Raw genomic sequence first — 25,591 nt, 5'->3', positions numbered from 1 at the left:
GGCCGTATTTTAGGGGCAGCACCTGCTGCGCCCGGGCTGCCAGAGCCTGGCTTGCGCGGCTGTTACGCGGACTTTGGCCGCAATGGGCGGTCTTTGTGCCGCAGAGTGGTCAGGGAGTTTGCAGTGGCCCTTCCAAACCATGGGCTGGCTTTCCAGTCGGCGGCTGGGGCGGCTCCGACATAGGTCGGGCTCTCTAAATTTCATCTTAAAAAACAAGCACTTGCAAAAGGCGTTCGGGGTATTCCCGCGAGCCGACCCGAGTTGGCGCGTGACTTGCATCAATGCCAGCACCGGCCCTGGATGGCTGGTCGCAGCGGGTCTTGATGTCGACGGCGTCGACGCAAAGCTTGAGCGGGCCTGAGCGCAGCGAAGGTCATTCAAATAACACGGAGACAAGCAACGATGGAAACCTTTTACGAGGTCATGCGCCGTCAGGGCATTTCGCGCCGCAGCTTCCTGAAGTACTGCTCGCTGACTGCCACCTCGCTGGGTCTGGCCCCCAGCTTTGTGCCGCAGATTGCGCACGCCATGGAGACCAAGCCGCGCACCCCGGTGCTGTGGTTGCATGGCCTGGAGTGCACCTGCTGCTCCGAATCCTTCATCCGCTCGGCCCACCCCCTGGCCAAGGATGTGGTGCTGTCCATGATCTCGCTGGACTATGACGACACCTTGATGGCAGCCGCTGGCCACCAGGCCGAGGCCATCCTGGAGGAGATCATGGTCAAGTACAAGGGCAACTACATCCTGGCGGTGGAAGGCAACCCGCCGCTCAATCAGGATGGCATGAGCTGCATCATCGGCGGCAAGCCCTTCATCGAGCAGCTCAAGCATGTGGCCAAGGATGCCAAGGCCATCATCTCTTGGGGCTCTTGTGCCTCCTGGGGCTGTGTGCAGGCAGCCAAGCCCAATCCCACCCAGGCCACGCCGGTGCACAAGGTGATCTTCGACAAGCCCATCATCAAGGTGCCGGGCTGCCCGCCGATCGCCGAGGTGATGACGGGTGTGATCACCTATATGTTGACCTTCGACCGCATCCCCGAGCTGGATCGCCAGGGCCGGCCCAAGATGTTCTACAGCCAACGCATCCACGACAAATGCTATCGCCGGCCCCACTTTGACGCGGGCCAGTTTGTCGAGTCCTTCGACGACGAGTCGGCGCGCCGCGGCTACTGCCTCTACAAGATGGGCTGCAAGGGCCCCACCACCTACAACGCCTGCTCGACGGTGATGTGGAACGAGGGCACCAGCTTCCCGATCAAGGCCGGCCATGGCTGCATCGGCTGCTCGGAAGACGGCTTCTGGGACAAGGGCTCCTTCTACGACCGCCTGACCAATATCCCGCAGTTCGGCATCGAGGCCAATGCGGACAAGGTGGGCATGGCGGCGGCCGGCACGGTGGGCGCGGCGGTGGCCGCGCATGCGGCGGTCTCCGCCATCAAGCGTGCCGCTAGCGGCAATGCCGACACCACGGCCAAACAATAAATCCGCAGCCCGAATCCGCCTGCGGGCGGCCGGCTAGGCAGAACAAATAGGAGCAAGACATGGGCGCTTATGAAACGCAGGGTTTCAAGCTGGACAACGGGGGCCGCCGCGTGGTGGTCGACCCCGTCACCCGCATCGAAGGGCATATGCGCTGCGAGGTCAATCTCGACAGCAATAACGTGATCCGTAACGCCGTCTCTACCGGCACCATGTGGCGCGGCCTGGAGGTCATCCTCAAGGGCCGCGATCCGCGCGACGCCTGGGCCTTCGTGGAGCGCATCTGCGGGGTTTGCACCGGCTGCCATGCGCTCACCTCGGTGCGGGCGGTGGAAGACGCCTTGGGCATCATCATCCCCAAGAACGCCTACCTGATCCGCGAGATCATGGCCAAGACCTTGCAGGTCCATGACCATGTGGTGCACTTCTACCATCTGCATGCGCTGGACTGGGTGGATGTGGTCTCGGCCCTGAAGGCCGACCCCAAGAAAACTTCGGAGCTGCAGCAGCTGGTCTCGCCCAGCCACCCCCTGTCTTCGCCCGGCTATTTCCGTGACATCCAGAACCGCTTGAAGAAGTTTGTCGAGAGCGGCCAGCTGGGCCCCTTTATGAATGGCTACTGGGGCTCCAAGGCCTATGTCTTGCCAGCCGAGGCCAATCTGATGGCCGTCACCCACTATCTGGAGGCCCTGGACTTGCAGAAGGAATGGGTCAAGGTGCATACCATTCTGGGCGGCAAGAACCCGCACCCCAACTATCTGGTGGGCGGCGTGCCCTGCGCCATCAATATCGACAAGGACGGTGCGGCCGGCGCGCCCATCAATATGGAGCGGCTCAACTTCATCGAGGCTCGCATCAAGGAGATGATCGAGTTCAACAACAATGTCTACATCCCCGATGTGCTGGCCATTGGTACGCTGTACAAGCATTCCGGCTGGCTCTACGGCGGCGGCCTCTCGGCCACCAATGTGATGGATTACGGCACCTATGAAAAGGTGATGCACAAGAGCGAGACCCAGCAGCTTCCCGGCGGCGCCATCATCAATGGCAACTGGGATGAGATCCTGCCGGTGGACCCGCGCGACCCCGAGCAGGTGCAGGAATTCGTGTCCCACAGCTGGTACAAGTACGCTGACGAAAGCAAGGGTCTGCACCCCTGGGACGGTGTCACCGAGCCGAACTATGAGTTGGGTGCCAAGACCAAGGGCACGCGCACGAATATTCAGGAGATCGACGAGAGCGCCAAGTACTCTTGGATCAAATCACCGCGCTGGCGCGGCCATGCGGTGGAGGTGGGCCCGCTGTCACGCTACATCCTCGGCTACGCCCATGCGCTCAAGGGTCATAAGTACTCGCAGCGGGTGAAAGAGCAGGTCGAGTCCTCAGCCATGGCCATTAACAGCGCCATCCCCAAGGCCCTGGGCCTGCCCGAGACACAGTTCACCGCCAAGCAGTTGCTGCCCACCACCATCGGCCGCACCCTGGCGCGGGCGCTGGAGTCGCAGTACTGCGGCGAGATGATGATGGAGGACTTCAAGGAGCTGGTCGCCAATATCAAGGCCGGGGACAGCAGCACCGTCAATGTGGAGAAATGGGATCCCAGCACCTGGCCCAAGGAGGCCAAGGGCGTGGGCACGGTGGCCGCGCCGCGCGGTGCCCTGGGCCACTGGATCAAGATCAAGGACGGCCGCATCGAGAACTACCAATGCGTGGTGCCCACCACCTGGAATGGCAGCCCGCGTGACACCAAGGGCCAGATCGGCGCCTTTGAGGCCAGCCTGATGAACACGCCCATGGTCAACCCGGAACAGCCGGTCGAGATCTTGCGCACCCTGCATTCCTTCGACCCCTGCTTGGCCTGCTCCACCCATGTGATGAGCCCAGACGGCGAGGAACTCACTTCGGTCAAGGTGCGCTGATTCGCACCCTCATAACAGGAGACATCCATCATGAAGATCAAGAACAAGAGCGTGCTGAAGTGTGGTCTGGGTCTGGCGGGCCTGGCCTTGGTGAACCTGGCGCAAGCACATAGCGGCCATGGGGGGCATATCGGCCCGTCCGAGACCGAGCAGGCCTCGGGCCTGCTGGCTGGCCTGCTCCATCCCTTCACCGGCCTGGACCATTTGCTGGCCATGCTGGCGGTGGGTGTGTGGGCCAGCCAGCTCTGGCAGGGGCGGGTGCGTCTGGGGGCACCGGCCCTGTTCCTTGCCATGCTGATGCTGGGCGCAGTAGCGGCCATGGGCGGCTGGGTGGCGCCGCAGCTGGAGGTCTGGGTGGCGGCCAGTGTGGCGGCCTTTGGTGCGCTTTTGCTGGTGGGTGCTCGTGCGCCCGCCGGCCTGGGTCTGCTGGTCGTGGCGGCGGCGGCCTGGGTCCATGGGCAGGCACATGGCCTGGAGATGGTGACGGGTGCATCGGCCAGCCTTTTCATCACCGGCTTCACGTTGGGATCGGCCGTTCTGCACGGCCTGGGGCTTTTGATGGGCAGCGCTCTGGCGCGTCTGCCCGCACGCCTGGCGCAAGGTCTAGCCATGGCCTTGGCGGCCAGCGGTCTGTTGATGGTGTTGAGCCGGCTCTGAGCCGAGCCCGCGCCGGATCACATCCCAACCCTGAACCGGGAGCCTCCCATGTCTGCCACACCCACCTCTGCCGCCGCTTCAGCGAACGGCGACCCTAGCCAGACCTTTGATGCCGTCGATGTCACCCGCACCTCGTCCATCAAATCGGCCTATGTGTTTGAAGCGCCCGTGCGCCTCTGGCATTGGATCAATGCCTTCGCCATCAGCGTGCTGGCCCTGACGGGTTATCTGATCGGATCGCCCCTGCCCACGGTGGCGGGCGAGGCCAGCGCGCACTATGTGATGGGCTATATCCGCTTTGCCCACTTTGCCGCGGGCTATCTCTTGGCCATAGGCTTGATCGGCCGCATCTACTGGGCCCTGGTGGGCAACCACCATGCGCGGGAGTTGTTCTGGGTGCCCATCTTCCAGAAGGCCTATTGGCGCGAGGTTGTGGGCATGCTGAAGTGGTACGCCTTCATTTCGCCGCGGCCGGGCCAGTATGTGGGCCACAACCCGCTGGCACGCTTTGCCATGTTCTTTCTCTTTCTGCTGACCTCCATCTTCATGGTCTTCACCGGCTTCGCCATGTATGGCGAGGGCACGCAGGCCGGATCTTGGGCCGATAAGCTCTTCGGCTGGGTGATCCCGCTGATGGGCCAATCGCAAGACGTGCACACCTGGCATCGCCTGGGCATGTGGGCCTTGGTGGTGTTCGTGATCCTGCATGTCTACGCCGCCATCCGTGAGGACATCATGGGCCGCTCCAGCGTGGTCAGCACCATGATCTCCGGCCACCGCACCTTTAAAGACTAGAACGCCATGGATACGAATGCGCAAGCAGATATGCCCACCATCTGCGTCTTGGGCATAGGCAATGTCTTGTGGGCCGATGAGGGTTTTGGCGTACGCTGTATCGAGGCCTTGCAGGCCCGCTACGAGTTCGCGCCCCATGTGCAGCTGATCGATGGGGGCACCCAGGGCCTTTATCTGATCCAGCATGTGCAGGAGGCCGACAGCCTCTTGATCTTCGACGCCATCGACTACGGCCTGGCCCCTGGCACGCTCAAGCTGGTGGAGGGCGATGAGGTGCCGCGCTTTATGGGCGCCAAGAAGATGAGCTTGCACCAGACCGGCTTTCAAGAGGTCTTGATGCTGGCCCAGCTGACCGAGCGCTTCCCGCGCCGCATCTTGCTGGTCGGCTGCCAGCCCGAGTATTTGGAAGACTATGGCGGTAGCTTGCGGCCCATCGTCAAAGAGGCGATGGAAGAGGCCTTGCGCCTGGGCCTGGAGCGCTTGCAGGAATGGGGCGCCGAGCCTTGCCAGCGCACCCGCCCGCTGGATACCCGCGAGGCCGTCACCTTTGTCGAGCTGGGCTTGGAACGGTACGAGACGGCCCGCCCCCCCGAGACCCTGGCCTGCCGGGTTGGGGACGAGCGCTTCTTCCCGGCCTGAGCGAGCAGGAGAACAGCATGTGTATCGGTATCCCCATGCAGGTGCGCGCGATCACGCCGGGCCATGCCTTGTGTGAAGGACGGGGCGGCGTGTTCAAGCAACTCAACACCGCCTTGGTGGGCGAGTTGCAGCTGGGCGACTGGGTGCTGGCCTTTCTGGACTCGGCCCAGGAACGCCTGAGCCAGGATCGTGCGGCCGAGATCAACGCCACCCTGGACCAGATGCTGAGTCTGATGAACACCAGCGATGGCTTGGGCGGCGCAGATATCGCTCAAACAGCCAGTTTTGATTTGCCCTCGCGCCTGAGCCGTGAGGACTTGCTGGCCCTGTCCAGCCAGTCCTGAAGACCCATCCCAAGAAGAAACACCGGAGACAAGCATGAGCGAGAACACCCTGGAGATGGACAGCAGCGAGGCCCGCCTCAATCTGCCGGTGCAAGCACCGCAGGCCCGCGCAAGCGAGAGCTTGATCGAACGCCTGGTCAGCCAGCATGGCGCCAGCTGGGTGGATGGCGAGACCATCCAGGCCTGGGCGGAGCAGGGCGGCGATCGTGTCGTGCTGTTCGCCGGTGACCCGGTGCAATTCCCCGAAGGCCAGGACGTGGCCGTCGTGTTGCCCGAGCTGCGCCGCGCCTTGGGCGGCCGCTTCGAGATGGCCGTCGTGCCGCGCGAGCTGGAGCAAGATCTGGCCCGCCGCTACGGCTCGCAGCGCTGGCCCAGCCTGTTGTTTCTGCGCGATGGCCAGTATGTGGCCACGCTCAGCGGCATGCATGACTGGGATGTGTTCTTGAACGAGGTGGACCGGGTGCTGAGCCTGCCGGTCTCGCGCGCGCCCACCATTGGCATCCCGCTCGTCAGCGCGAATGCGGTCAATGCCTCCGGTTCGGCCTGCCACTGAGTTTGTGGCCTAACTCTTCACCCGAGCAGCCCATCATGCAAAAAGAATTCCCCATTCCCGTGGTCGGTATCGGCCCCGGCAGCCAGCTGGAAGAAGAGCAGCTGGACTATATGCCCATGCCCCAGGGCATGGAGACCTTCCACGTCCCTCAGCTGCCCGAGGCCGAGGAGATCTTGGGCCGCGAGCAAGCCCATCAAACCTTGCGCACCTGCCTGGCCGAGTTGGCCCTGGTGATGGCGGACGGCATCAACCGCCGGGTGGACCTCAGCGCTCTGGGCCTCTTGGACCTGCAGCTGATCAACCAGGTGATGGGCGAGGGCGAGGTCAGCGCCCGCGTGCTCAGCGAGACCGACGCCTCGGGCGCGCCCGCCGCGGACGGGCTGGAGCTGCGGGTGCAGGAGTCGGTCTTCGCCGGCATCTGGCGTGTCATCCAGGCGCGCGCCGGCGTGGTGGTGTCGGACCACTTGGAGCTGGGTTTCGTACCCCAGGCGCTCAAGGAGACGGCCTTGCTGGACTGCTGGGACGATGCGCAGCGCCAAGCCGTGACCTGGCGGGGCCCGCTGCCACCGAATGTGCAGAACGCCCCGGCCCTGCTGGTGGAGATCGCCGAGCAATGGCGCAGCTGGAAGCCTGGGCAAGCCGCCCACATGATCAATCTGACCCTGCTGCCGGTCTCGGTGGAAGACATCGGTTTTCTGGATCACCACCTGGGCACCGGCCGGGTGCTGATCCTGTCGCGCGGCTATGGCAACTGCCGCATCACCAATACCTGCACGCCGAATTGCTGGCGGGTGGTGTATTACAACTCCCAGGACGTGGTGATTCTGAACACGGTGGAGATCAGCGAACTGCCCGAGGTGGCCTTGGCCGCGCCCGAGGATTTGGCCGACTCCCATGCCCGACTGGCCGATGTGCTGCACTGGGTGGAGCAGGGCTGATGGACGCCCGCGCCGATTCGGCCAGCGCTTCGACGAATCGCTTCGAAGGCAGTTATCTGGGCGATGCCAAGCGCCTGCCGGCGACGGCGAGGCTGGAGTGCAAGATCTGCTGGTGGGTCTACGACCCGGCCTTGGGCTGCGAGGTCTGGCAGGTGGCGCCGGGCACCGCCTTTGCTGATCTGCCCGCGCACTGGCGCTGCCCGCAATGTGATGGTGAGGCGGATCAATTCATGGTTTTGAGGGACGGGGCCTGAGCCCGCCTTGGCTGCATGGCTACCTCGTCTGCCTCCTCGCCACTGCCGGCCCAGCGCCTGCAGCAGTTGCAGCATCTGTTTGAGCAGATCGCCAGCACTCGCATGGCCGGGCTGCCGATTCTGCATCCGGCCCTGCGGGTGGAGACCCTGGGCTTTGAGCCTTTGCCAATGGATGCCTTGGCGCAGGAGCAGGCCGCGCCGGCAGGGCTGCAAGCCCAGCCCGAGTTGCTGGGCATTTTGATCACGCCCTGGTTCATGAATCTGCTTTGCCTGCCGCTGCGGCCTTGCCTGAAGACCTCGGCGCTGGCGGCCAAGCGAGAGCTGCTGCTGGGTGGCCAGCGCTTTGAGTTCTTGGCCCATGTCGAAGCCGGTCTTGGCGCGTTCTGGGCCTGCTCACTGTTCTCGCCCATGAGCGAGTTTGTGGATCAGGCCCAGGCCCGCGAGACGGCGGTGGCGGTGCTGCAGGCCTTGCGGGTCAAGCCTGTGCCTGCACCTCATGCGGCGCCAGCAAGCCAGCCTGTAGGCAACTCAGCGGCAAGTGCGGATGCGGTTGTCGCCTCGCGCCGCGCCCTCTTGTTTGGCCGCTCGGCGGCCGCCTCAGCAGCGGGCCGATCATGAGCCAGCAGGTGTTGGACCGTCTGAGCGGCAGCCTGCAGCTGCAGCCGGGGGCCGCCATCCCCGGCAATCTGCGCAGCAGCCGGCGCGACTGGGCTCGCCTGCTCGCGCCCGGTCTGCCGGCCGAGGTCCTGCCTGGTCGCTTGGGCCTGGTGTTCGGGCTGTGCGCTCATGCCCACCGCCTGTGTGCAGGTTTGAGCCTGGCGGCGGCTCTCGCCACGCCGGGGGAGCGGATCGCCCTGGCGCCGGCGCAGGCGCAAGTCCTGCAGCGTGAAACCTTGCGCGAGCATCTGCGCCGCATCCTGCTGGACTGGCCGCGCCTCTTGCTCAAACCCGGCATGGGTGCCCAGTCCTTTCAGCTGCAGGCCCGCCGCGCCTTGCTGTCCTGCCCCTTATTGCTGCAGGACGCCATCGATTTGCCTCCCGAGCAATGGCGCGCGCCTACCTTGGCCTGGATGGAGCGAGAGTTGTTAGGTCTGTCTGCTCCCAGTTTTTTGGCTCTGTGGCAGCACCGGCCGCAGGCCTGTCTGGAGCTGTGGTCGCAAGAGGGCGAGGGCTTTTTGCCCCAGCTTTTTATGCAGCTGCGTGAGCTGGCCGACCAGCCCTGGGCAGGCGCTCGCCCCCTGCATCCGCAGGCCAGCGAGGCCGATCTGCTTTGGCTGGCCCAGGCCATGGGGGGGCAGCCCGGCTTTTGCATGGCGCCGCAGTGGCGGGGCGTATGCGCCGAGACGGGGCCCTGGACCCGCTGGCGCTTGGGCGCGGCCGAACAAGGCCTCTCTAGTTTGTGGCTGCGCCTGGGCGCTCGCCTGGTCGAATGCCTGCGACTGGCCCTGACTGAGGACGGCGAACATGGCGCCGCCTATCTGGACGCGGGCGCGCTCTGCTTGGCGCCGGGCCAGGGTCTGGCCTGGGTGGAGATGGCACGCGGCCTGCTCGTGCATCGCATCGAGCTGGAAGCCGGGCCGCAGGGCGGCTACAGCCTTGAATCGCGGGTGCGCAGCTGCCAGGTGTTGGCGCCGACCGAGTGGAACTTCCACCCCGAGGGCGCCGTGGCCAGCGGCCTGGCGGCCTTGCCGTCGAATTTGACACCTAGGGTTTGCCAAGCAAGCCATCTGCTGATGAATGCTTACGATCCCTGTGTGAGCTATGACCTTGTTGATTCGTCGCCTATGCGCCAAGCTTTGAGTCCCAATCTTGCAGGAGACTGCCATGCATGAGGCTAGCCTGGCCGGCGGCATTTTGCAGCTGGTGGAAGACGCGGCCCGGCGCGAAGGGTTTCAAAGAGTCACCCAGCTGCGCTTGCAAGCCGGCCAACTGGCCGGTGTGGAGGCTCGCGCCCTGCGCTTTGCGCTGGAGGCCTTGTCGCCCGGCACTTGTTTGCAAGGCGCTTTGTTTGAAATCGAAGAGCCGCCCGGCGAGGCCTGGTGCCTGCCTTGCGGCCAGACCGTGGCCATTGCCCAGCGCGGCGACGCCTGCCCCCATTGCGGGCATTACCAACTGCAGCCCACCGGCGGCACCGAGTTGAAGGTGCTGGATATGCTGGTGGAAGACTGAAAGGAAGACATCATGTGCGTTGTTTGTGGTTGCGCCGAGACGGGCGAAGGCAAGGAGAACAAGGCGGGGCATGCACATGCGCATGAACAACCCCGTGGGCCTGAAGAGTCCAGCCATGTGCAGGTCGACGCTCAGCATGGTGATCTGCACTTCGGCAGCGGCGCGGCGCGGGTGTCGGTGCCGGGCATGAGCCAGGCGCGGGCCATCAAGCTGGAGACCGACATCCTGGGCGAGAACAACCGCCACGCGCGCCAGAACCGCGCGCATTTTGAAGGCCATGGGGTGACGGCCTTGAATCTGGTGTCCAGCCCCGGCTCGGGCAAGACCACCTTGCTCTGCGCCACGATTGAGGCGCTGCGCCGCCGTCGCCCTGAGTTGCAGGTCAGCGTGATCGAGGGGGATCAACAAACCACCTTGGACGCCGACCGAATCCGCGCCACCGGCGCGGCCGCCGTGCAGGTCAACACCGGCAAGGGCTGCCACCTCGACGCGCCCATGGTGGCCCAGGCCTTTGCCCGCTTGCGCAGCCATGAGCCTCATGCGCATGGCCATGAACATCACCATCATCATGAGGAGCCGGCCAGCCTGCTCTTCATCGAGAACGTGGGCAATCTGGTCTGCCCGGCGGTTTGGGATCTGGGCGAAGCCGCCAAGGTGGTGATTCTCTCGGTCACCGAGGGCGAGGACAAACCGCTGAAGTACCCGGATATGTTTGCCGCCTCCACCCTGATGCTGCTCAACAAGGTTGATCTGCTGCCGCATCTGAACTTCGACCTGCAGCGCTGCATAGACGCGGCGCGGCGGGTCAACCCGGCCATCGAGATCTTGCAGGTCTCCGCCACCTCGGGTGCGGGCATGGAGGCTTGGTTGAACTGGCTGGAGCAGGTGATGGCCGAGCCCGCAGCCCTGGCCGCCGAATCGCGCGAGGCCAGCCTGAGCCGCCGTGTGGCCGAGCTGGAAGCCCAGCTGGCGGATGTGCTGGCGGCCCGCGCCAAGCCCCAGCAGAGCTGATGATGAAGACGCAAGACATCGCGGTACTGGCCTGTGGGGCCTGGCTGAAAAACAGCGCCGGCCTGTGGCAGGGCGGTGTTTGGCAGGGCTCGGCCCTGCATGGCGATCTGAGCGAACCCGGCGCCTGCCTGGCCTTGGAGGCCTCGGCGCGTGCCTTGATTGAGCAAGCCAAGGTTAAGGGCGAGGGCAGGAGCGGGGTGCAGGCCATCGCTCACGATCTTCATCCCGATTTCTTCAGCAGCCGCTTGGCCGGGCAGTTAGCCGCCGAGCTGGGCGTGCCCGCCCTGGCCGTGCAACACCACCATGCCCATATCGCCGCCGTGCTGGCCGAGCATGGCGAGCGCGGCCCCGTCGTCGGCCTGGCCCTGGATGGGGTCGGCTTAGGGACAGATGGCCAGGCCTGGGGTGGCGAGCTGCTTGCGGTGTCCACCCAAGGCTGGCGGCGCCTGGGCCATCTGCGACCCCTGGCCTTGCCCGGTGGCGATGTGGCGGCGCGCGAGCCCTGGCGCATGGCTTCTGCGGCCTTGCAGGCCCTGGGCCGGCCGGAAGAAATCCCGGCGCGCTTTGGCCCCGGGGTCGGCGTCGACAAGGCGCGGCAGCTCCAGCAGCTGCTGGCGCGCGGCCTCAACTGCCCCTTGAGCAGCAGCACCGGCCGTTGGTTCGATGCCGCCGCCGGCGCCCTGGGCCTGAGCCTGCGTCAAAGCCACGAGGCCGAGGCCGCCATGGCTTTGGAAGCGGCGGCCAGCGACTGGCTGGCGCAGGTTAGAGGCCATCTGCCCGAGTTATTGGCTCTGCGCATCCTGCCGCCCAGCGAGGCCGGGGGCTGCAGTCAGCTGGATCTGCTGCCCTTGCTGGCCCGTCTGCTGTACACCATTCAGGTGCCGGCCCTGCAGGGCGAGGCCGCCGCTTGTTTTCATCTCAGCCTGGCCGATGGCCTGGCGAATTGGCTGGCCCAGGCGGCCGAGAGCGAGGGCACGCAGACGGTCTGCCTGTCTGGTGGCTGCTTTATGAACCGCTTGCTGAGCCAGCGCCTGCAGGAGCAGCTCTTGCAGCGTGGCCTGCGGGTCTTGCTGCCGCAGAAAAATTCATGCGGCGACGCCGGTCTGGCCCTGGGCCAGGCCTGGGTCGCCGCCCATTCTCTGGCCAAGGCTGAAGACTCGGCCTTGGCCTCTTCTACACGCTGCGCCCCGCAGGGCGAGGAAAGCGCTTCAACATCATGTGTCTAGCCATACCCGCTTTGCTGCTGGAGTTGCGCGCCGGCGATCAGGCCCTGGTCGATCTGGGCGGCATCCGCAAGCCCATCTCCATCGCCCTGGTGCCCGAGGCCCAGGTGGGGGATTACGTCATCGTCCATGTGGGCCATGCCATCGGCCGCATCGACCCGGAAGAGGCCCAGCGCACCTTGGCCTTGTTTGGTGAGATGGCCCAGTTGGTGGCCGCGCAGGATGAAGCGCAGGAGAGGGCACAAGCATGAAGTACATCGACGAGTTTCGCGACGGTGAGATCGCCCGCCGCATCGCCGAGCGCCTGGCCGAGGAGGCCAGGCCCGATCAGCACTACAGCTTTATGGAGTTCTGCGGCGGCCACACCCACGCCATCTCGCGCTACGGCATTGCCGAGCTGCTGCCGCCCAATGTCACCATGGTGCACGGCCCAGGCTGCCCCGTCTGCGTGCTGCCGATTGGTCGCATCGACCTGGCCATTCAGCTGGCGCTGGAGCAGAACGCCATCGTCTGCACTTACGGCGACACCATGCGGGTGCCGGCCTCCAAAGGGCTTTCGATGATCAAGGCCAAGGCGCGGGGTGGCGACATCCGCATGGTTTATTCCGCCGCCGATGCGCTGGCCATTGCCGAGCAGAACCCCGAGCGCGAGGTGGTGTTCTTCGCCATCGGCTTCGAGACCACCACGCCACCCACGGCCCTGGTGATACGTGACGCCAAGGCGCGCGGGCTGAAGAACTTCAGCGTGCTGTGCTGCCATGTGCTGACGCCAGCGGCCATCACTCATATTTTGGAAAGCCCCGAGGTCAAGCAGCTGGGCACGGTGCCGCTGGACGGCTTTATCGGCCCGGCGCACGTCAGCATCCTGATCGGCTCCGCGCCCTACGAGGGCTTTGCCGAGAACTACCGCAAGCCGGTGGCGATCGCCGGCTTTGAGCCCCTGGATGTGATGCAGGCGATTCTGATGCTGGTGCGGCAGATGAATGAGGGTCGCTTTGAGGTGGAGAACGAGTTCACCCGCGCCGTCAATCGGGTCGGCAATCTGACCGCCCAAGCCCTGGTGGACGAGGTGCTGGAGCTGCGCGACAGCTTTGAGTGGCGCGGCCTGGGCGAGGTGCCCTTCAGCGCGCTCAAGATCCGCGCGGCTTATGCCGAGTTCGATGCCGAAAAGCGCTTTGATCTCACTTACACCCCGGTGGCCGACAACAAGGCCTGCGAATGCGGGGCCATTCTGCGCGGGGTCAAAAAGCCCAACGACTGCAAGATCTTCGGCACCGTCTGCACGCCCGAGAACCCGGTGGGCTCCTGCATGGTGTCCAGCGAGGGCGCTTGCGCCGCGCATTACAGCTATGGGCGTTTTCGCGATATCGCCATCGTCGCGCAAGCGACGAAGGAGGCCGCATGAGTGCAGGCAATAGTCCGGTCAAAAAAGGCTATGTCCGGCCTCTGGACCTCAAGCATGGCCGCATCGATATGGGCCATGGCGCGGGTGGCCGGGCCTCGGCCCAGCTGATCGAAGAATTGTTTGTGGCCGCACTCGACAACCCCATGCTGCGCCAAGGCCATGACAGCAGCAGCTTCCCCATCCCCGTGGGCGCGCGCATGGTCATGTCCACCGACGGCCATGTGGTCTCGCCACTCTTTTTCCCCGGCGGCGATGTGGGCTGCCTGGCCGTGCACGGCACCATCAACGATGTGGCCATGTCGGGCGCCATGCCCTTGTACCTGGCGGCCAGCTTCATCATCGAGGAGGGCTTCCCCCTGGCCGATCTGAAGCGCATCGTCGACAGCATGGCGGCGGCCGCCCGCGAGGCCGGCGTGCCGGTGATCACCGGTGACACCAAGGTGGTGGAGCGCGGCAAGGGCGATGGCGTCTTCATCAGTACCACCGGCGTGGGCGTGGTGGCGCCGGGCATCGAGATTGCCGGCCAGAACGCCAGGCCGGGCGATGTGGTGCTGATCTCGGGCAGCATCGGCGAGCATGGGGTGGCCGTGCTGTCCAAGCGCGAGTCGCTGGAGTTCGAGACCGCCATCCTGTCCGACACCGCCGCCCTGCATGAGCTGGTGGCGGCGATTCTGCAGGCGGCCCCGCGGCCCAGCGATGTGCGGGTCTTGCGCGATCCTACGCGCGGCGGCCTGGCCACCACGCTGAACGAAATCGCCGGGCAATCGGGCGTGGGTATGCTCTTGGAGGAGTCGGCCATTCCCGTCCTGCCCCAGGTCGAAGCGGCTTGCGAGTTGCTGGGCCTGGACCCGCTCTATATCGCCAACGAGGGCAAGTTGGTGGCCATCGTCAGCCCGGCCGCGGCCGATGCGGTGCTGGCCGCCATGCATGCCCATCCCTTGGGCCGGCATTCGGCCAGCATCGGCGTGGTCACCGAGGATGGCCACAGCTTTGTGCAGATGAACACCCGATTCGGGGGGCGGCGTGTGGTGGATTGGCTGAGCGGAGAGCAGTTACCGCGCATTTGCTAATGTCCGGGCCGCAACTGCTCCCGTATGCTGGATTGATATGAGATCCGGCCCCTTGCTCCCGCCCGCCATGCCTACCGTTCTGGTGGTGGATGATGAGGTGCGCTCGCAGGATGCGATGCGCCGCACCCTGGACGAGGACTTCTCTGTGCTGACGGCCGGCAGCGCGGCCGAGGCTCGCCTGCTGCTGGAGCAGCAGGAGGTCAGCGTCATCCTCTGCGACCAGCGCATGCCAGGCCTCACCGGCGTGGTGTTCTTGAAAGAGGTGCGCGAGCGCTGGCCGGACACGGTGCGCATCGTCATCTCGGGCTATACCGATACCGAGGACCTGATCTCTGGCATCAACGAGGCCGGCATCTATCAATACATCCTCAAGCCCTGGATCCCCGATCACCTCTTGGCCACGGTGCGCAATGCGGTCGAGGCCCAAGGCCTGCAGCGCGACACCAACCGCCTGCATCTGGAGCTGCGCAGCAGCACGCCGGTGCTGCGCGAGCGGGCCGCCAGCAATCTGGCCCAGGCCCGCCAGGCCTTTGATTTCGATCGCATCGAGCGGGCATCCGGCAGCCCGCTGGACGCTGTTTGCGAACTGGCCGCCCGAGTCGCCCGCTATGACTTGAGCACCCTGGTTTTGGGTGAGAGCGGCTCGGGCAAGGAACTGCTGGCCCGTGCCATGCATTACGCCAGCCCGCGCGCGAACAAGGCTTTTGTGTCCGAGAACTGCGCGGCCATGCCGGACACCTTGCTGGAGTCCGAACTCTTCGGCCACAAGCGCGGCGCTTTCACCGGCGCCTTCGAGGACCATGCCGGCCTGTTCCAGCGCGCCAATGGCGGCACGGTGTTTCTGGACGAGATCGGCGAGACCTCGCCGGCCTTCCAGGTGCGGCTCTTGCGTGTCTTGCAAGAGCGCGAGGTGCGGCCTGTGGGTGCTGCGCGCGCCGTGCCTGTCGATGTGCGGGTGATCGCCGCCACCCACCGCGATCTGGAACAAAGAGTGCGCGATGGGCTGTTCCGCGAAGACTTGTTCTACCGCATAGCCGGGGTCACGCTGACCGTGCCGCCGCTGCGCGAGCGGGTCGGTGATATCGCCCCCATCGCCCGCCGGCTCTTGCAGGAGGTGGGGCAGGAGCTGGGCATGGGCGCCGCCCGCGCCGCGGCTCTGAAGCTGAGCGACGAGGCCCTGGGCGTGCTGATGGCCTATCCCTGGCCCGGCAATGTGCGCGAGCTGCGCAATGAGATTGCCCGCGCCCTGGCCTTGAGCGAGGGCGAGAGCCTGGCGGCGCAGAGCTTTTCGGCGCGGGTGCTGCAAGGGCAGACGGGAGCGGGCCTGGCAACCTTGGTCCCCAGCAGCCATCTGGGCCAGGCCGCCAGCGGCACCCTGGCCGAGCGCCTGGATGCGATCGAGGCGGTGATTCTGCGTGAGACCTTGCTGCGCCAGCGCTGGAACAAGACCCGCGCGGCCAAGGAGTTAGGTCTCTCCCGCGTGGGCCTGCGCGCCAAGATGGCTCGCTTCGGCCTGGAGGGCTAGCCATGGCGCCAGCTCGCAAGGCCGCTGAGCCCTTGAACGTGTTGTGGTTGCAGTCGGGCGGCTGTGGCGGCTGCAGCATGTCCTTGCTCTGCGCCGATACGGCGGACTTCCACGGCCAGCTGCGCCACGCCGGGATTCAGCTGCTCTGGCATCCCTCGCTCTCGCTGGAAACGGGCGAGGAACTGATTGCGCTGTTGGAGCGCATCCTGAGCGGCGATCTGCGCCTGGATGTGTTGTGCCTGGAGGGCTCGGTGCTGCGCGGCCCGCAAGGCAGCGGGCGCTTTCACATCCTGGCCGGCACCGGCCGGCCGATGATGCATTGGCTGCAAGACCTGGCCCCCAAGGCCTTGCATGTGATGGCCGTGGGCAGCTGCGCCGCCTGGGGCGGGGTGACGGCCGGTGGCGGCAATCCCAGCGAGGCCTGCGGCCTGCAGTTCGAGGACGAGCATCGCGGCGGCCTGCTGGGCCAGGAGTTCCGCAGCGCGAGCGGCCTGCCCGTCATCAATGTGGCGGGCTGCCCCACCCATCCCAGCTGGGTCATCGACAGCTTGATGGCCCTGGCCGCGAACAGCTTTGCCGCCGCCGATCTGGATAGCCTGGGCCGGCCGCGCTTTTATGCCGACCAGCTGGTGCACCACGGCTGCGCCCGCAACGAGTATTACGAGTTCAAGGCCAGCGCCGAGAAGCCCTCGGATCTGGGTTGCATGATGGAGAACATGGGTTGCAAGGGCACGCAAGTGCATGCCGACTGCAATATCCGACCCTGGAACGGCGAGGGCTCCTGCACCCGCGGCGGCTATGCCTGCATCGCCTGCACCGAGCCGGGTTTTCAGGAACCCGGCCACCCCTTCCACCAAACGCCCAAACTGGCCGGCATCCCCATCGGCCTGCCCACTGACATGCCCAAGGCCTGGTTTGTGGCCCTGGCTTCTTTGTCCAAACACGCGACGCCGCGGCGCGTCAAGCTCAATGCCACGGCCGACCACCTCGTGCTGCCGCCGGTGGCCAAGAAGACAAGACTGAAGTGAAGAAGAAAGAGATGTGGACAAGGCTATGACGCGTTTGCTGGTAGGGCCCTTCAACCGGGTCGAAGGGGATCTGGAGGTCAGCCTGGAGGTGGAGGGCGGCCAGGTCGCCTCGGCGCGGGTCAATGCGCCCATGTACCGCGGCTTTGAGCAAATCTTGCAGGGCAAGAACCCGCAGGATGCCCTGGTCTTTGTGCCCCGCATCTGCGGCATCTGCTCCATCTCGCAGTCGGTGGCGGCGGCCCGGGCCCTGGCCGAAATGGGCGGCATGCAAGTGCCACCCAATGGCTTGCTGGCCACCAATCTGCTCCTGGCCATGGAGAACCTGGCCGATCATCTGACGCATTTCTATCTCTTCTTCATGCCGGACTTCAGTCGGCCGGTCTATGCCGCCCAGCCCTGGTATGCCGAGGCGCAAAAGCGCTTCCACCCGCAGACCGGCGAGCAGACCTGTGCGGCCATCGCGGCCCGCCAGCGCTGGTTCACCCTGGCCGGCACCTTGGGCGGCAAATGGCCGCATACCCAGAGCATCACGCCGGGCGGTTCCAGCCGCGCCATCGAAGCGGCCGAACGGGTGCGCCTGCTGGCCAAGCTGCGCGAGTTCCGCAGCTTTTTGGAGCGCCATCTTTTTGCCGATGAGTTGGAGGTGTTTGCCACCCTGCGCAGCGAGGCCGAGCTTTGGGACTGGCATGCGCAGTGGCCCGAACGCGGCGATCTGCGTCTGTGGCTGAGCATGGTGCTGGGTGGCGCGCGATTCGGCGCGGCCGATCTGCGCAGCCTGGGCCAGGGCCCGGGTCTGTATTTGAGCTATGGGGCCTACCCACAGGCCGAAGCAGGCGGCTTTGTGTTCGAGCGCGGCCTGTGGCGGGCCGACAGCGGCCGTCTTGAGCCTTTGAACCTGGACGCCGTGCGCGAGGACGTGAGCCATGCCTGGATGGCGGACAGCGCCGCGCCCCGCCACCCCTTGCAAGGCTTGACTCAGCCCGATGCCGACAAGGTCGGCGCCTACACCTGGAACAAGGCCCCGCGCTTGGGTGGTGAGGTGCTGGAGACCGGCGCCATCGCTCGTCAACTGGCATCAAACCATGGCTTGATCGTGGATGCGGTGCAGCACCACGGTGGCACGGTGTTCACCCGCGTGCTGGCCCGGGTCTTGGAGCTGGCCCGGGTGCTGCCCCTGATGGAGCAATGGCTAGGCGCTTTGCAGACCGGCGAGCCCTATTGCGCGCCGCCGCTGTCAACCGATCTGGAAGGGCAGGGCGTGGGCCTGACGGAGGCCGCCCGCGGCGCCCTGGGCCACTGGGTGGTGGCCAGCCGGGGGCGCATCCAGAACTACCAAATCGTGGCGCCCACCAGCTGGAATTTCTCGCCCCGCGACGCCGCCGGCAAGCCGGGCGCGCTGGAGCAGGCCCTGGTCGGCGCGCCGGTCTTGGCCGGTGAAAGCTCGCCGGTGGCGGTGCAGCACATCGTGCGCTCTTTTGATCCCTGCATGGTCTGCACGGTGCATTGAGCCTTGGTGGAGGTCTAAACCAGCTGTTTTGCCCCTGGCGCTTGTTTGCTTCGATAGGCAAAGGGTGTTGCGCCATGCCAGCGTTTGAAAGCGATGATAAAGCTGGTCGGGCTGCCGAAGCCCAGTTTGTCGGACATCTCCTCGATCGACAAGCCGGAGCCCAGCAGATATTGCTCCGCCAAGGCCCTTCGGACTTCTTCACGCAGCCCCAAGAAGGTCTGACCTTCGCTCAATAATTTGCGCCTCAAAGTACGCGTGGTCATGCAGAAATGCTGAGCCACCGCTTGCATGTCTGACCATTCCCTAATGCTGTGAGTCAGCAGCACCCGGACCTGGGTGGCCAGGCCGGTGCGGGACTCCTGTTGCTCTAGCATCAGCTGGCATTGTTGTTCGGCCATCTGGAGGATCAACTCATTGGCCTGCGGCAGGGGCTGGGACAGCACCTCGGTCGAGAGCGTGGCCAGGTTTTCCTTGGCTGCAAAGCGCGGGCGGACGCCGAAAATGGCTTTGTAAGGGGCCACCACCTTGGGCTCGGGGAAGTTGAAGTCGAGCGCAGTCAAAGCCGATTCAAAGGCCAGCAAGTCTTTTTGCACGGTGACCAGGGCCGCCGCGTCACGCTCGACGATGAAGCTGCGCAATTCCAGCGGCAAGCTCGAATCGTCAATCATGACCAGGGTCTTGCTTTGCGCCTCGGCCACCCGGAAGCGCGTCAGCGCAAAGGTCAATTTGAAATAGCGCATGGCCAGCTTCAAGGCCTCTTTGGCGGAAGCGCTGCTGGTCAGGGCCACGCCCAAGGGGCCGAAGGAGATGGAGTGATAACGCGTCCCGGCCACGGCGCCCAATGCCGGGATGCTGCCCAGATGGCCCAGCAGATTGCGAATGACGCACAGCTCCTGCTCGGCGGTGACCATGGCGGCCAGATCCCCCAGGCGGTTTTCTTGTACACCGCTGCCCACCAGGCAGCTGCGCGCTGACAAACCGTGCTCACGGCCCAGTTCGACCAAGAGGCGCACGCTCAGCACTCCGTGCAAACCATTAGATGCATTGCCATCCAAGCTTCGCATGACTGTCTATGTCCCCAAATATTGATTTTTCTTCCTCCGCGAGGATACCTTCGCGAGAGGCATCTCGCTAATCTTTGGCCCTAGAAGTGGCCTTGGCAAGAGGCAAAAACCAAGGCCTTGGCTGCGGGCTTCGCCTGGGCGCCAGCCGCCTTTTCCCTTTGCATTATTCGGCGCTGCCCCAGCTCAGGGCGGGTGCAGCGCTAGCTTTTTCTGGAGTTGCTTTTGAACACATGGCAAGCCGATCCCTTCTTTCAGTACCCACTGAGTACGCAGGCCACCAGTGAAGGAGAGGTTGATCTACCGATTCTGTATTACGACAACTCCAACATGATCGCCATGTTCTGGGTTGAGTTGGAGGCCGCGCGAAAGGTGCTGGCGGCCACAGGCATGTCGCCGATTCAGTTTGCGAGCGGCAAGGCCCTGCTTGCCCTGGCGTTTTATGAGTACCGGGAAACGGCCATCGCGCCCTATAACGAGATGGGGGTAGCCATCGCCGCCTTGCCAACGGGGCAGCGCGCGCCCAGCCTGCCGCTGCTGTCCTTGTTCTATGGCTTGGACCGCGAACGCGCTGGCTTTTACGTCATCGACCTGCCGGTAACGACGGCGGTGGCCTGCGCTGCTGGAAGGGAGATTTGGGGTTATCCCAAGTTCGTCACCCCCATCGGCTTTGAATTGAATCAGAAACACTTCAATGGCACGGTCAGCCGACCCGAGGGAGGCGGCGATCTGCTCAGCCTCTCTGGTAAGGCCGGCATGGCCATGCCCGGCCCTTTGTTGGACCTGGTGCTGTATTCCTCCTTGAACAGCAAGACCTTGCGTACCTTGGTCAACACCCGCGGCGGTGGCCAGATTGCGCTGCCCGGTTCCTTGCGCCTGCGGGTTTCGCGCAGTGAGCACCCGATGGTGCAAAGACTGCTGGCCCTGGGCCTGGAGCAGGCGCGGCCCGCCTTCGTCAGCTACACGCATAAGCTTCAGCTTCGACTGAATGCGGGCGCGGTGCTGCCATGAGTGCGCCCGCCAAATACGCCTTGGTCACCGGCGCGGGCTCGGGCATCGGGCGCTCGATTGCCCGCCTATTGGCGGCCGAGGGCTGGACGCTGGGCTTGGTCGACGTGGATGCCAAAGCCCTGCGAATCCTGTGCCAGGAACTGGGCTCAGCCACGCTTGAGTTACCGGGTGATATCAGCGCGCCCGAATCGGTGGCGCAGGTCTTCGACCGCTTTGCCGAGCTTTCCGGCGGCCATCTGGACTTGCTGGTGAACAACGCCGGCCTGCTTTACACAGGGCATTTCGAGGACCAGTCGCTGGAGCATCTGAGCCGCTTGTTGGCCGTCAACAATTTGGGCCCCGCCCTGTGCTGCCGGGCTGCACTGCCCCTGCTCAAGCGCAGCGTGGCGGCGGGTCGGCAGCCGGTCAGCGTGGTCAATCTGTCCTCGGCCTCATCGGTCTTTGGCATTCCCAGCATGGCCATTTATTCCGCCAGCAAATTCTGGGTGCGCGGCTTCACGGAAGCCTTGGCAAGCGAATGGGCGCGGCATGGCATTTCGGTGCGGGCGGTCGTGCCGCCGTTTGTGAATACACCGATGCTGGAAGGTAGTCAAAAGCAAGTGCTGCTGCGGCGCATGGGCATCAATCTGGGCCCGGACGAGGTTGCACATGAGGTGTTGCAAGCCATCAGCCACGGCCCCTTGCACCGCCCCGTGTCCTGGCGTTTCAAGGCCTTGCTGCTGATCGCCAAGATCCTACCCGCTTGCCTGATGCGCCGCGGCTTGCTCTGGATGAGCGGCTATCCCGCCTCGGCAACCAAGCCGCCCTCGCCTTGAGCACAGTGCCACCGCAGTGCCATCGCATCGCCGCGGCGACATGTTTTCTCTGGAACCTCATGCATGAAGAAGATCTTGTTTCCCTCTTTGCTCTTGCTGCTGGCCCTGGTCGGGGGCGGCATGTATCTGGCGAAGTTCCGCCCCCAGGTCACGGCGGTGCCGGTTGCGGAGCTGGACGCGGAGGCGCAGAAGAACGGCCTGGCCGATTGCTTCTGGGTGGGGGCTAGCAGTGGTGGGACCTTGCTGTCCTATCCCGACACCGGGGCCAACTACTGGCTGACCCAGTTCAAGCTGCCGCAAGGCGCCGAGCTGACTCTGGATGGCGAGTTTCCCCATGCAAGGCATCTGTCTTTCAATAGCTATGACCAGCAGGCGCGCCCGGTGGACAGGCTCAACGACGTGATGATTCAGCCCAAGCCCGGTGGCATCAATCCTTTTGTGCCGGGCGCTACCCGGCAAGCCTCGCAACGGGCTTACCAGCTGCGCCTGATCCGGGCCGACCAAATCGAGGCGGGATCGAATATCGCCGCGGTGGATGCCCGGCGCCCGGCCAACACCCTCTACCTGCCGGCCGATGACAAGCCCCAGCTGCTGTGGATGCGGATCTATGTGCCCGACCAAGGCCGCGGTGCCAAGGGTGGCGTGGCTCTGCCCAAGCCGCGCATGCGTCTGGCGGACGGCAAGGTGCTCGAAGGCGAGGCGCTGTGCCGCGAGATGGTGATCAAGGAGGGCGCCGTGCGCCGAACCGCCATGGAGGCGGACGCCAACCAGACGCTGCTGACCTTGCGCAGCCAGACCTCGGCGTTCCATCCTGCGCAGAAGGAACTGCGTTGGTATGCCTTCTTCAACCCAAGCTACGCGGTCCTGCCTTACTTGGCCGGTACCCGATTTGAGTCCATAAAGGACTTGATCAGCGCGCGGCGCCAAGGGGGGTTCTTCAGCACCTTGGACAACACTTATATGGCCGCCATGGTGGACCGACGATTCGGTGATGTCTTGGTGTTGCAAGGGCGGGCCCCGCGGGTACCTGCGACTCAGTCCGGGCCCGATCGCATGCCGACCGGTGATCTGCGTTACTGGTCCTTTTGCAAGTACCGATCCTTGTATGACAACGCGGTCGATAGTTGCCTTTTCGATGAGCAAGTGCCCGTGGACGCTCAAGGCCGCTACACCCTGGTGATCTCCACCCCGCAAGCCAGGCCGCGCAATGCCAACAAGCCTTGTGGCGTCGCCTGGATGGATTGGGGCTCGCAAGGAGACGGCTTGGGTAACCCGGCGGGCGGCATATTGGTCTACCGACAGATGCTGCCAGCCCCTGACTTCAAGCAAAGCCTTTTCGAAGTTCATCAACCCGGTGATGAGCAGGCTGCCTTGGGGCCGTTCTTCCCTGCGGCTCGCTATCTATCGGTCCAGGAATTTGAGAGCACCGGCTGTTCAACCACCGGTTGAATACCTCGCTGAATAGATTTGACTAAGGGCTGAAACAAAGACAAGGGACTGGCCATCCCAAGACAACAGCATTCCCAAAAACAAAGGAAGAGACAATGACACCTAGTACCCACTGCCCCTTTGGCAGGACCACGGCTCTGGCCCTTGCCGCAGCTCTATTTGGTCTGACCAGCTACTCTCAGGCCTCAGAGGGGTTCAAGATTCGCTACCCCACAGTTGGGATTTTGGGTCCCGAACTGGCTGCTTTCGAAAGCAAACCGGGTTGGTTGACCAGCGTCGCGATCAACTCCACCCATATCACCGGCCTGAACGGCGATGACGGCAAGCAAGCTTGGACCCCTGCAGTTGTCAACGCCAAGGGCGTGAGCCAACGCGCCTTGGTGGACTTTCAGCAAAACCAAACCGTCGCGCAGATGTTTCTGGGCTTCGTGAGCAAAGACACCTTTGGCGGCGGACGCCTGGCCTTTGGTATCAATCTTCCCTACACCTTCCGTTCGAGCCGTTCGCTGGAGTTCCCCATCGTCACAGCGACAGCCACCGATGGCAGCTCGGTCAGCCCGGGCGCTGCCTATCTGGCCAGCCTGGACGCGCAAGCCAAGGCCAACACTACCAGTACCAGTGGCGTGGGTGACACCGACCTCGCCGCGCTGTGGATCTATACCCAGGACCGCCTGAAGTTCGCCACTGGCGTTTCTTTGGTGCTTCCCACCGGCGACTTCCACAGCCTGTCCTCCGGGGCCGCGGGCACTCCTGCCATCAATATCGGTGCCGGCCGTTTCTTCACCGTACGGCCCAATGCCACGCTGGGCTACCAGCTGACCCAAAGCTTGACTCTGGGCGCACGCTTGGCTTTGGGCATCAATAGCACCAACACGGTGGACCACTGGCGCAGCGGAAACTTCGCCGCCTATGACATTGCGGCCAACTACAAGACGCCGATTGGCGTATTCGGCGCTCAGCTGGTCGGTGTCAATCAGTATGAAGACGACACTGGCGGCATGTCGGGCAATCAAGCCGGCGGCTACGGCGCGAACCGATTCAAGACCCTCAACGCAGGCGTCTTTTATGCCACCAGGATCGACAAGCTGGGCTTGACCCTGGCCTATACGGGCAATGTCAAAGCCAGCAATGCTCTCGTGAGTAATGTGCTCCAGCTGCGCCTGAGCCGGGCGCTTTGAAGCGCTCAGGCCGCTCGACTCGGCAGCGGCCCTCCATCAAGCAATGAGTCAACATCTAAACAAACTGGAGTTTCGAATGAAGCAACTGACCCTCAAACTGATCGGCGCAGGCATTCTCTGCGCGAGCTGCAGCCTGTGGCAATTCCCCGCAGTATTGGCTCAGCCTGTCAACTCAAGCCCCCCATCTTCGCCAGCCATCCCTGCTCAGACAGCCCAAGGCCTGGAAACCCTGGCCTATGCACAGGCGGTGCAGGCCATCGTGTTCAGCTACCCTTTGTTCATCAGTGAACGCGAACGAGTTCAGCGAGAAAAAATCAGCAGCATTGGCGCAGGCGCCAACCCCTTGGTCGCTCCGCTGAACCAGTTCGGCCATATGCGCCGGCTGGTGACTGCCGCAGTAAAGAATCTGCCCGTCAGCCCCAATAACGACACGGTCTATAGCGGCGCAGTGCTGGACCTCAGTGAGCAGCCCATTGTTTTGCAAACGCCCGACATCCTGGACCGCTTTTTTACCGTCCAGATCGCCAATGCTTACATCGACAATCTTCCCTACAAGATATCCAGTCGCACCAATGGCGGCAGGGCCAGCACTTTGGCCATCGTCGGCCCCAACTGGCAGGGCAAACTGCCGGAGGGCATGCAGACGCTGCGGGCCAACACCAATATTGTCATGGTGGCGCCACGTATCAGGGTTGATGACGATTCAGACCTTCCTACTGTGCTCGCCTACCAGTCACGCATGAGTCTCACCGCGCTTAGCGATTGGGCCAAGGGCCCGGGCGCCACCACGCCCAAGCCGCCGGCGTTGCGCAAGCGACCCGCGTATGCCGATGAGTTTGCCTATTACCGCCGCATGGTGGACCTGCTCACCGAGAACCCGCCCCTGGCCCAGGACGCGGCGGCCGTCGAGTCCATGAAGCAGCTGGGGATTCAAGCCGGCAAGCCTTTTGACCCGTTGACCCTGCATCCGCAGGCGCGTGCTGGCATGCTGCGCGCGCTGAAAGACCTGCCGGCCATCACTGACGGCATCCGCTACAGCCGCGGTGTCGAAACTCCCAACCATTGGCGCACCAATCCCGAGGGCGGGCGCTACGGTCTCAACTATGTGTCGCGCGCCGAGATGGCCTTGGTTGGACTGATGTCCAACGACGCCGAAGAAGCCACCTATCTGCAGACCTTTGTCGACAACAAGGGCGAGCAGATGAACAGCGCCAACAACTATGTCTTGCACCTGCAAGCTCAAGACATTCCCAAGCTGATCAAGAACGGCTTCTGGTCGCTCACCATGTATGACGCCTACCGTTTCCAGTACGCTGAGAACCCCATCAATCGCTTCAAGATCGGCAACCGAGACAAGCTCAAGTTCAACGCCGACGGCTCACTGGACATTTACATTCAGGAGAAATCCCCCGGCCAAGCCCTTGAGTCCAACTGGTTGCCCGCTCCCGCTGGTGCTAAGGACTTCAAGACCACCTTGCGCATTTACGGTCCAGCCGAAGGACAGTCGGAGATGGCTGTATTGAGCACATTCCCTGGCATCCAGAAAGTCAAGCCTTGATCA

The 25,591-nt window shown here is 64.2% G+C and carries 26 protein-coding genes; 25 read left to right on the top strand and 1 reads right to left on the bottom strand.

What is annotated here, in order from left to right:
* The first annotated feature begins 402 nt into the window (after window positions 1–402).
* From DBR47_RS17280 to DBR47_RS17185, 20 genes are all read left to right on the top strand, one after another.
* Window positions 403–1,482, top strand: coding sequence for a hydrogenase small subunit (locus DBR47_RS17280; RefSeq protein WP_124452321.1), 1,080 nt, complete (start codon window positions 403–405; stop codon window positions 1,480–1,482).
* A gap of 59 nt (window positions 1,483–1,541) precedes the next feature.
* A complete protein-coding gene (locus DBR47_RS17275; protein ID WP_124452319.1) occupies window positions 1,542–3,398 on the top strand; it encodes a nickel-dependent hydrogenase large subunit in 1,857 nt (618 codons plus the stop codon).
* 30 nt (window positions 3,399–3,428) lie between these two features.
* Window positions 3,429–4,055, top strand: coding sequence for a HupE/UreJ family protein (locus DBR47_RS17270; protein WP_124452317.1), 627 nt, complete (start codon window positions 3,429–3,431; stop codon window positions 4,053–4,055).
* A 48-nt stretch (window positions 4,056–4,103) separates the two neighbouring features.
* Window positions 4,104–4,850, top strand: a complete 747-nt coding sequence (cybH, locus tag DBR47_RS17265) for a Ni/Fe-hydrogenase, b-type cytochrome subunit (RefSeq protein ID WP_124452315.1) — start codon at window positions 4,104–4,106, stop codon at window positions 4,848–4,850.
* A 6-nt stretch (window positions 4,851–4,856) separates the two neighbouring features.
* Window positions 4,857–5,489, top strand: coding sequence for a HyaD/HybD family hydrogenase maturation endopeptidase (locus tag DBR47_RS17260; RefSeq protein WP_231512363.1), 633 nt, complete (start codon window positions 4,857–4,859; stop codon window positions 5,487–5,489).
* Between the two features lie 17 nt (window positions 5,490–5,506).
* Entirely contained in the window at window positions 5,507–5,833 is a 327-nt protein-coding gene (locus tag DBR47_RS17255) for a HypC/HybG/HupF family hydrogenase formation chaperone (protein ID WP_124452313.1), read from the top strand.
* Between the two features lie 34 nt (window positions 5,834–5,867).
* Complete coding sequence (locus DBR47_RS17250) at window positions 5,868–6,386, top strand: hydrogenase (protein ID WP_124452312.1); 519 nt, start codon at window positions 5,868–5,870, stop codon at window positions 6,384–6,386.
* A 35-nt stretch (window positions 6,387–6,421) separates the two neighbouring features.
* Window positions 6,422–7,324 (top strand): hydrogenase expression/formation protein, encoded by a 903-nt coding sequence (locus DBR47_RS17245; protein WP_124452310.1) that lies wholly within the window; start codon window positions 6,422–6,424, stop codon window positions 7,322–7,324.
* Window positions 7,324–7,578: a rubredoxin gene (locus DBR47_RS17240; protein ID WP_124452308.1), complete on the top strand. Its 255-nt coding sequence runs from the start codon at window positions 7,324–7,326 to the stop codon at window positions 7,576–7,578. The genes DBR47_RS17245 and DBR47_RS17240 overlap by 1 nt, the downstream gene beginning before the upstream one ends.
* A gap of 15 nt (window positions 7,579–7,593) precedes the next feature.
* Window positions 7,594–8,196 carry a [NiFe]-hydrogenase assembly chaperone HybE gene (hybE, locus tag DBR47_RS17235; RefSeq protein ID WP_124452306.1) on the top strand — a complete coding sequence of 201 codons (603 nt, stop codon included), beginning with the start codon at window positions 7,594–7,596 and terminating at the stop codon, window positions 8,194–8,196.
* Window positions 8,193–9,410: a hydrogenase formation protein gene (locus DBR47_RS17230; protein ID WP_124452304.1), complete on the top strand. Its 1,218-nt coding sequence runs from the start codon at window positions 8,193–8,195 to the stop codon at window positions 9,408–9,410. The genes hybE and DBR47_RS17230 overlap by 4 nt, the downstream gene beginning before the upstream one ends.
* The gene (locus DBR47_RS17225) at window positions 9,403–9,747 is read left to right on the top strand and encodes a hydrogenase maturation nickel metallochaperone HypA (RefSeq protein WP_124452302.1); all 345 of its coding nucleotides are present in this window, start codon (window positions 9,403–9,405) and stop codon (window positions 9,745–9,747) included. Before DBR47_RS17230 ends, DBR47_RS17225 begins: the two co-directional genes overlap by 8 nt.
* Window positions 9,748–9,759: 12 nt before the next feature.
* On the top strand, window positions 9,760–10,758 hold the full coding sequence (hypB, locus tag DBR47_RS17220) for a hydrogenase nickel incorporation protein HypB (RefSeq protein ID WP_124452300.1): 999 nt from the start codon (window positions 9,760–9,762) through the stop codon (window positions 10,756–10,758).
* 2 nt (window positions 10,759–10,760) lie between these two features.
* Window positions 10,761–11,984, top strand: coding sequence for a carbamoyltransferase HypF (locus tag DBR47_RS17215; RefSeq protein WP_231512362.1), 1,224 nt, complete (start codon window positions 10,761–10,763; stop codon window positions 11,982–11,984).
* Window positions 11,975–12,232: a HypC/HybG/HupF family hydrogenase formation chaperone gene (locus DBR47_RS17210; RefSeq protein ID WP_124452298.1), complete on the top strand. Its 258-nt coding sequence runs from the start codon at window positions 11,975–11,977 to the stop codon at window positions 12,230–12,232. The genes DBR47_RS17215 and DBR47_RS17210 overlap by 10 nt, the downstream gene beginning before the upstream one ends.
* Window positions 12,229–13,386, top strand: coding sequence for a hydrogenase formation protein HypD (hypD, locus tag DBR47_RS17205; RefSeq protein ID WP_124452296.1), 1,158 nt, complete (start codon window positions 12,229–12,231; stop codon window positions 13,384–13,386). The genes DBR47_RS17210 and hypD overlap by 4 nt, the downstream gene beginning before the upstream one ends.
* Window positions 13,383–14,456, top strand: a complete 1,074-nt coding sequence (gene hypE / locus DBR47_RS17200; RefSeq protein WP_124452294.1) for a hydrogenase expression/formation protein HypE — start codon at window positions 13,383–13,385, stop codon at window positions 14,454–14,456. Before hypD ends, hypE begins: the two co-directional genes overlap by 4 nt.
* 67 nt (window positions 14,457–14,523) lie before the next feature.
* A complete protein-coding gene (locus DBR47_RS17195; RefSeq protein WP_124452292.1) occupies window positions 14,524–15,981 on the top strand; it encodes a sigma-54 dependent transcriptional regulator in 1,458 nt (485 codons plus the stop codon).
* A 2-nt stretch (window positions 15,982–15,983) separates the two neighbouring features.
* Window positions 15,984–17,009, top strand: coding sequence for a HupU protein (locus tag DBR47_RS17190; RefSeq protein WP_197047130.1), 1,026 nt, complete (start codon window positions 15,984–15,986; stop codon window positions 17,007–17,009).
* Window positions 17,010–17,034: 25 nt separating this feature from the next.
* Window positions 17,035–18,516, top strand: a complete 1,482-nt coding sequence (locus DBR47_RS17185; protein ID WP_124452290.1) for a nickel-dependent hydrogenase large subunit — start codon at window positions 17,035–17,037, stop codon at window positions 18,514–18,516.
* Window positions 18,517–18,530: 14 nt separating this feature from the next.
* Here DBR47_RS17185 and DBR47_RS17180 read toward each other — a convergent pair whose 3' ends face one another.
* A complete protein-coding gene (locus DBR47_RS17180; protein ID WP_124452288.1) occupies window positions 18,531–19,580 on the bottom strand; it encodes an AraC family transcriptional regulator in 1,050 nt (349 codons plus the stop codon).
* A 222-nt stretch (window positions 19,581–19,802) separates the two neighbouring features.
* On the opposite strand from DBR47_RS17180, the gene DBR47_RS17175 reads away from it, so the two are divergent.
* The 5 genes from DBR47_RS17175 to DBR47_RS17155 all read left to right on the top strand — a co-directional run bounded on the left by DBR47_RS17175 (window position 19,803) and on the right by DBR47_RS17155 (window position 25,588).
* Entirely contained in the window at window positions 19,803–20,588 is a 786-nt protein-coding gene (locus DBR47_RS17175) for an acetoacetate decarboxylase family protein (protein ID WP_124452286.1), read from the top strand.
* On the top strand, window positions 20,585–21,403 hold the full coding sequence (locus DBR47_RS17170; protein ID WP_124452284.1) for an SDR family NAD(P)-dependent oxidoreductase: 819 nt from the start codon (window positions 20,585–20,587) through the stop codon (window positions 21,401–21,403). Before DBR47_RS17175 ends, DBR47_RS17170 begins: the two co-directional genes overlap by 4 nt.
* A gap of 63 nt (window positions 21,404–21,466) precedes the next feature.
* On the top strand, window positions 21,467–22,852 hold the full coding sequence (locus DBR47_RS17165; RefSeq protein WP_124452282.1) for a hypothetical protein: 1,386 nt from the start codon (window positions 21,467–21,469) through the stop codon (window positions 22,850–22,852).
* Window positions 22,853–23,118: 266 nt separating this feature from the next.
* A complete protein-coding gene (locus tag DBR47_RS17160) occupies window positions 23,119–24,030 on the top strand; it encodes a transporter (protein ID WP_197047129.1) in 912 nt (303 codons plus the stop codon).
* Between the two features lie 76 nt (window positions 24,031–24,106).
* The gene (locus DBR47_RS17155) at window positions 24,107–25,588 is read left to right on the top strand and encodes a DUF1254 domain-containing protein (protein ID WP_197047128.1); all 1,482 of its coding nucleotides are present in this window, start codon (window positions 24,107–24,109) and stop codon (window positions 25,586–25,588) included.
* Window positions 25,589–25,591: the final 3 nt, after the last annotated feature.

Source organism: Paucibacter sp. KBW04, from assembly GCF_003852425.1.
Lineage (GTDB): Bacteria > Pseudomonadota > Gammaproteobacteria > Burkholderiales > Burkholderiaceae_C > Paucibacter_A.
The sequence above is the reverse complement of the archived record's forward strand: the minus strand, read 5'-3'. Positions and strand labels throughout refer to the sequence as shown.

Excerpts from the sequence above, each read along its gene's own strand:
- DBR47_RS17210 (WP_124452298.1), top strand. The coding sequence starts at position 11,975 with ATGTGTCTAGCCATACCCGCTTTGCTGCTGGAGTTGCGCGCCGGCGAT.
- hypD (WP_124452296.1), top strand. The coding sequence starts at position 12,229 with ATGAAGTACATCGACGAGTTTCGCGACGGTGAGATCGCCCGCCGCATC.
- DBR47_RS17225 (WP_124452302.1), top strand. The coding sequence starts at position 9,403 with ATGCATGAGGCTAGCCTGGCCGGCGGCATTTTGCAGCTGGTGGAAGAC.
- hypE (WP_124452294.1), top strand. The coding sequence starts at position 13,383 with ATGAGTGCAGGCAATAGTCCGGTCAAAAAAGGCTATGTCCGGCCTCTG.
- cybH (WP_124452315.1), top strand. The coding sequence starts at position 4,104 with ATGTCTGCCACACCCACCTCTGCCGCCGCTTCAGCGAACGGCGACCCT.
- DBR47_RS17165 (WP_124452282.1), top strand. The coding sequence starts at position 21,467 with ATGAAGAAGATCTTGTTTCCCTCTTTGCTCTTGCTGCTGGCCCTGGTC.
- DBR47_RS17260 (WP_231512363.1), top strand. The coding sequence starts at position 4,857 with ATGGATACGAATGCGCAAGCAGATATGCCCACCATCTGCGTCTTGGGC.
- DBR47_RS17255 (WP_124452313.1), top strand. The coding sequence starts at position 5,507 with ATGTGTATCGGTATCCCCATGCAGGTGCGCGCGATCACGCCGGGCCAT.
- DBR47_RS17280 (WP_124452321.1), top strand. The coding sequence starts at position 403 with ATGGAAACCTTTTACGAGGTCATGCGCCGTCAGGGCATTTCGCGCCGC.
- DBR47_RS17195 (WP_124452292.1), top strand. The coding sequence starts at position 14,524 with ATGCCTACCGTTCTGGTGGTGGATGATGAGGTGCGCTCGCAGGATGCG.
- DBR47_RS17170 (WP_124452284.1), top strand. The coding sequence starts at position 20,585 with ATGAGTGCGCCCGCCAAATACGCCTTGGTCACCGGCGCGGGCTCGGGC.
- DBR47_RS17230 (WP_124452304.1), top strand. The coding sequence starts at position 8,193 with ATGAGCCAGCAGGTGTTGGACCGTCTGAGCGGCAGCCTGCAGCTGCAG.
- DBR47_RS17215 (WP_231512362.1), top strand. The coding sequence starts at position 10,761 with ATGAAGACGCAAGACATCGCGGTACTGGCCTGTGGGGCCTGGCTGAAA.
- DBR47_RS17190 (WP_197047130.1), top strand. The coding sequence starts at position 15,984 with ATGGCGCCAGCTCGCAAGGCCGCTGAGCCCTTGAACGTGTTGTGGTTG.
- DBR47_RS17250 (WP_124452312.1), top strand. The coding sequence starts at position 5,868 with ATGAGCGAGAACACCCTGGAGATGGACAGCAGCGAGGCCCGCCTCAAT.
- hybE (WP_124452306.1), top strand. The coding sequence starts at position 7,594 with ATGGCTACCTCGTCTGCCTCCTCGCCACTGCCGGCCCAGCGCCTGCAG.
- DBR47_RS17275 (WP_124452319.1), top strand. The coding sequence starts at position 1,542 with ATGGGCGCTTATGAAACGCAGGGTTTCAAGCTGGACAACGGGGGCCGC.
- DBR47_RS17155 (WP_197047128.1), top strand. The coding sequence starts at position 24,107 with ATGAAGCAACTGACCCTCAAACTGATCGGCGCAGGCATTCTCTGCGCG.
- DBR47_RS17180 (WP_124452288.1), bottom strand. The coding sequence starts at position 19,580 with ATGCGAAGCTTGGATGGCAATGCATCTAATGGTTTGCACGGAGTGCTG.
- DBR47_RS17270 (WP_124452317.1), top strand. The coding sequence starts at position 3,429 with ATGAAGATCAAGAACAAGAGCGTGCTGAAGTGTGGTCTGGGTCTGGCG.
- DBR47_RS17245 (WP_124452310.1), top strand. The coding sequence starts at position 6,422 with ATGCAAAAAGAATTCCCCATTCCCGTGGTCGGTATCGGCCCCGGCAGC.
- DBR47_RS17240 (WP_124452308.1), top strand. The coding sequence starts at position 7,324 with ATGGACGCCCGCGCCGATTCGGCCAGCGCTTCGACGAATCGCTTCGAA.
- DBR47_RS17185 (WP_124452290.1), top strand. The coding sequence starts at position 17,035 with ATGACGCGTTTGCTGGTAGGGCCCTTCAACCGGGTCGAAGGGGATCTG.
- hypB (WP_124452300.1), top strand. The coding sequence starts at position 9,760 with ATGTGCGTTGTTTGTGGTTGCGCCGAGACGGGCGAAGGCAAGGAGAAC.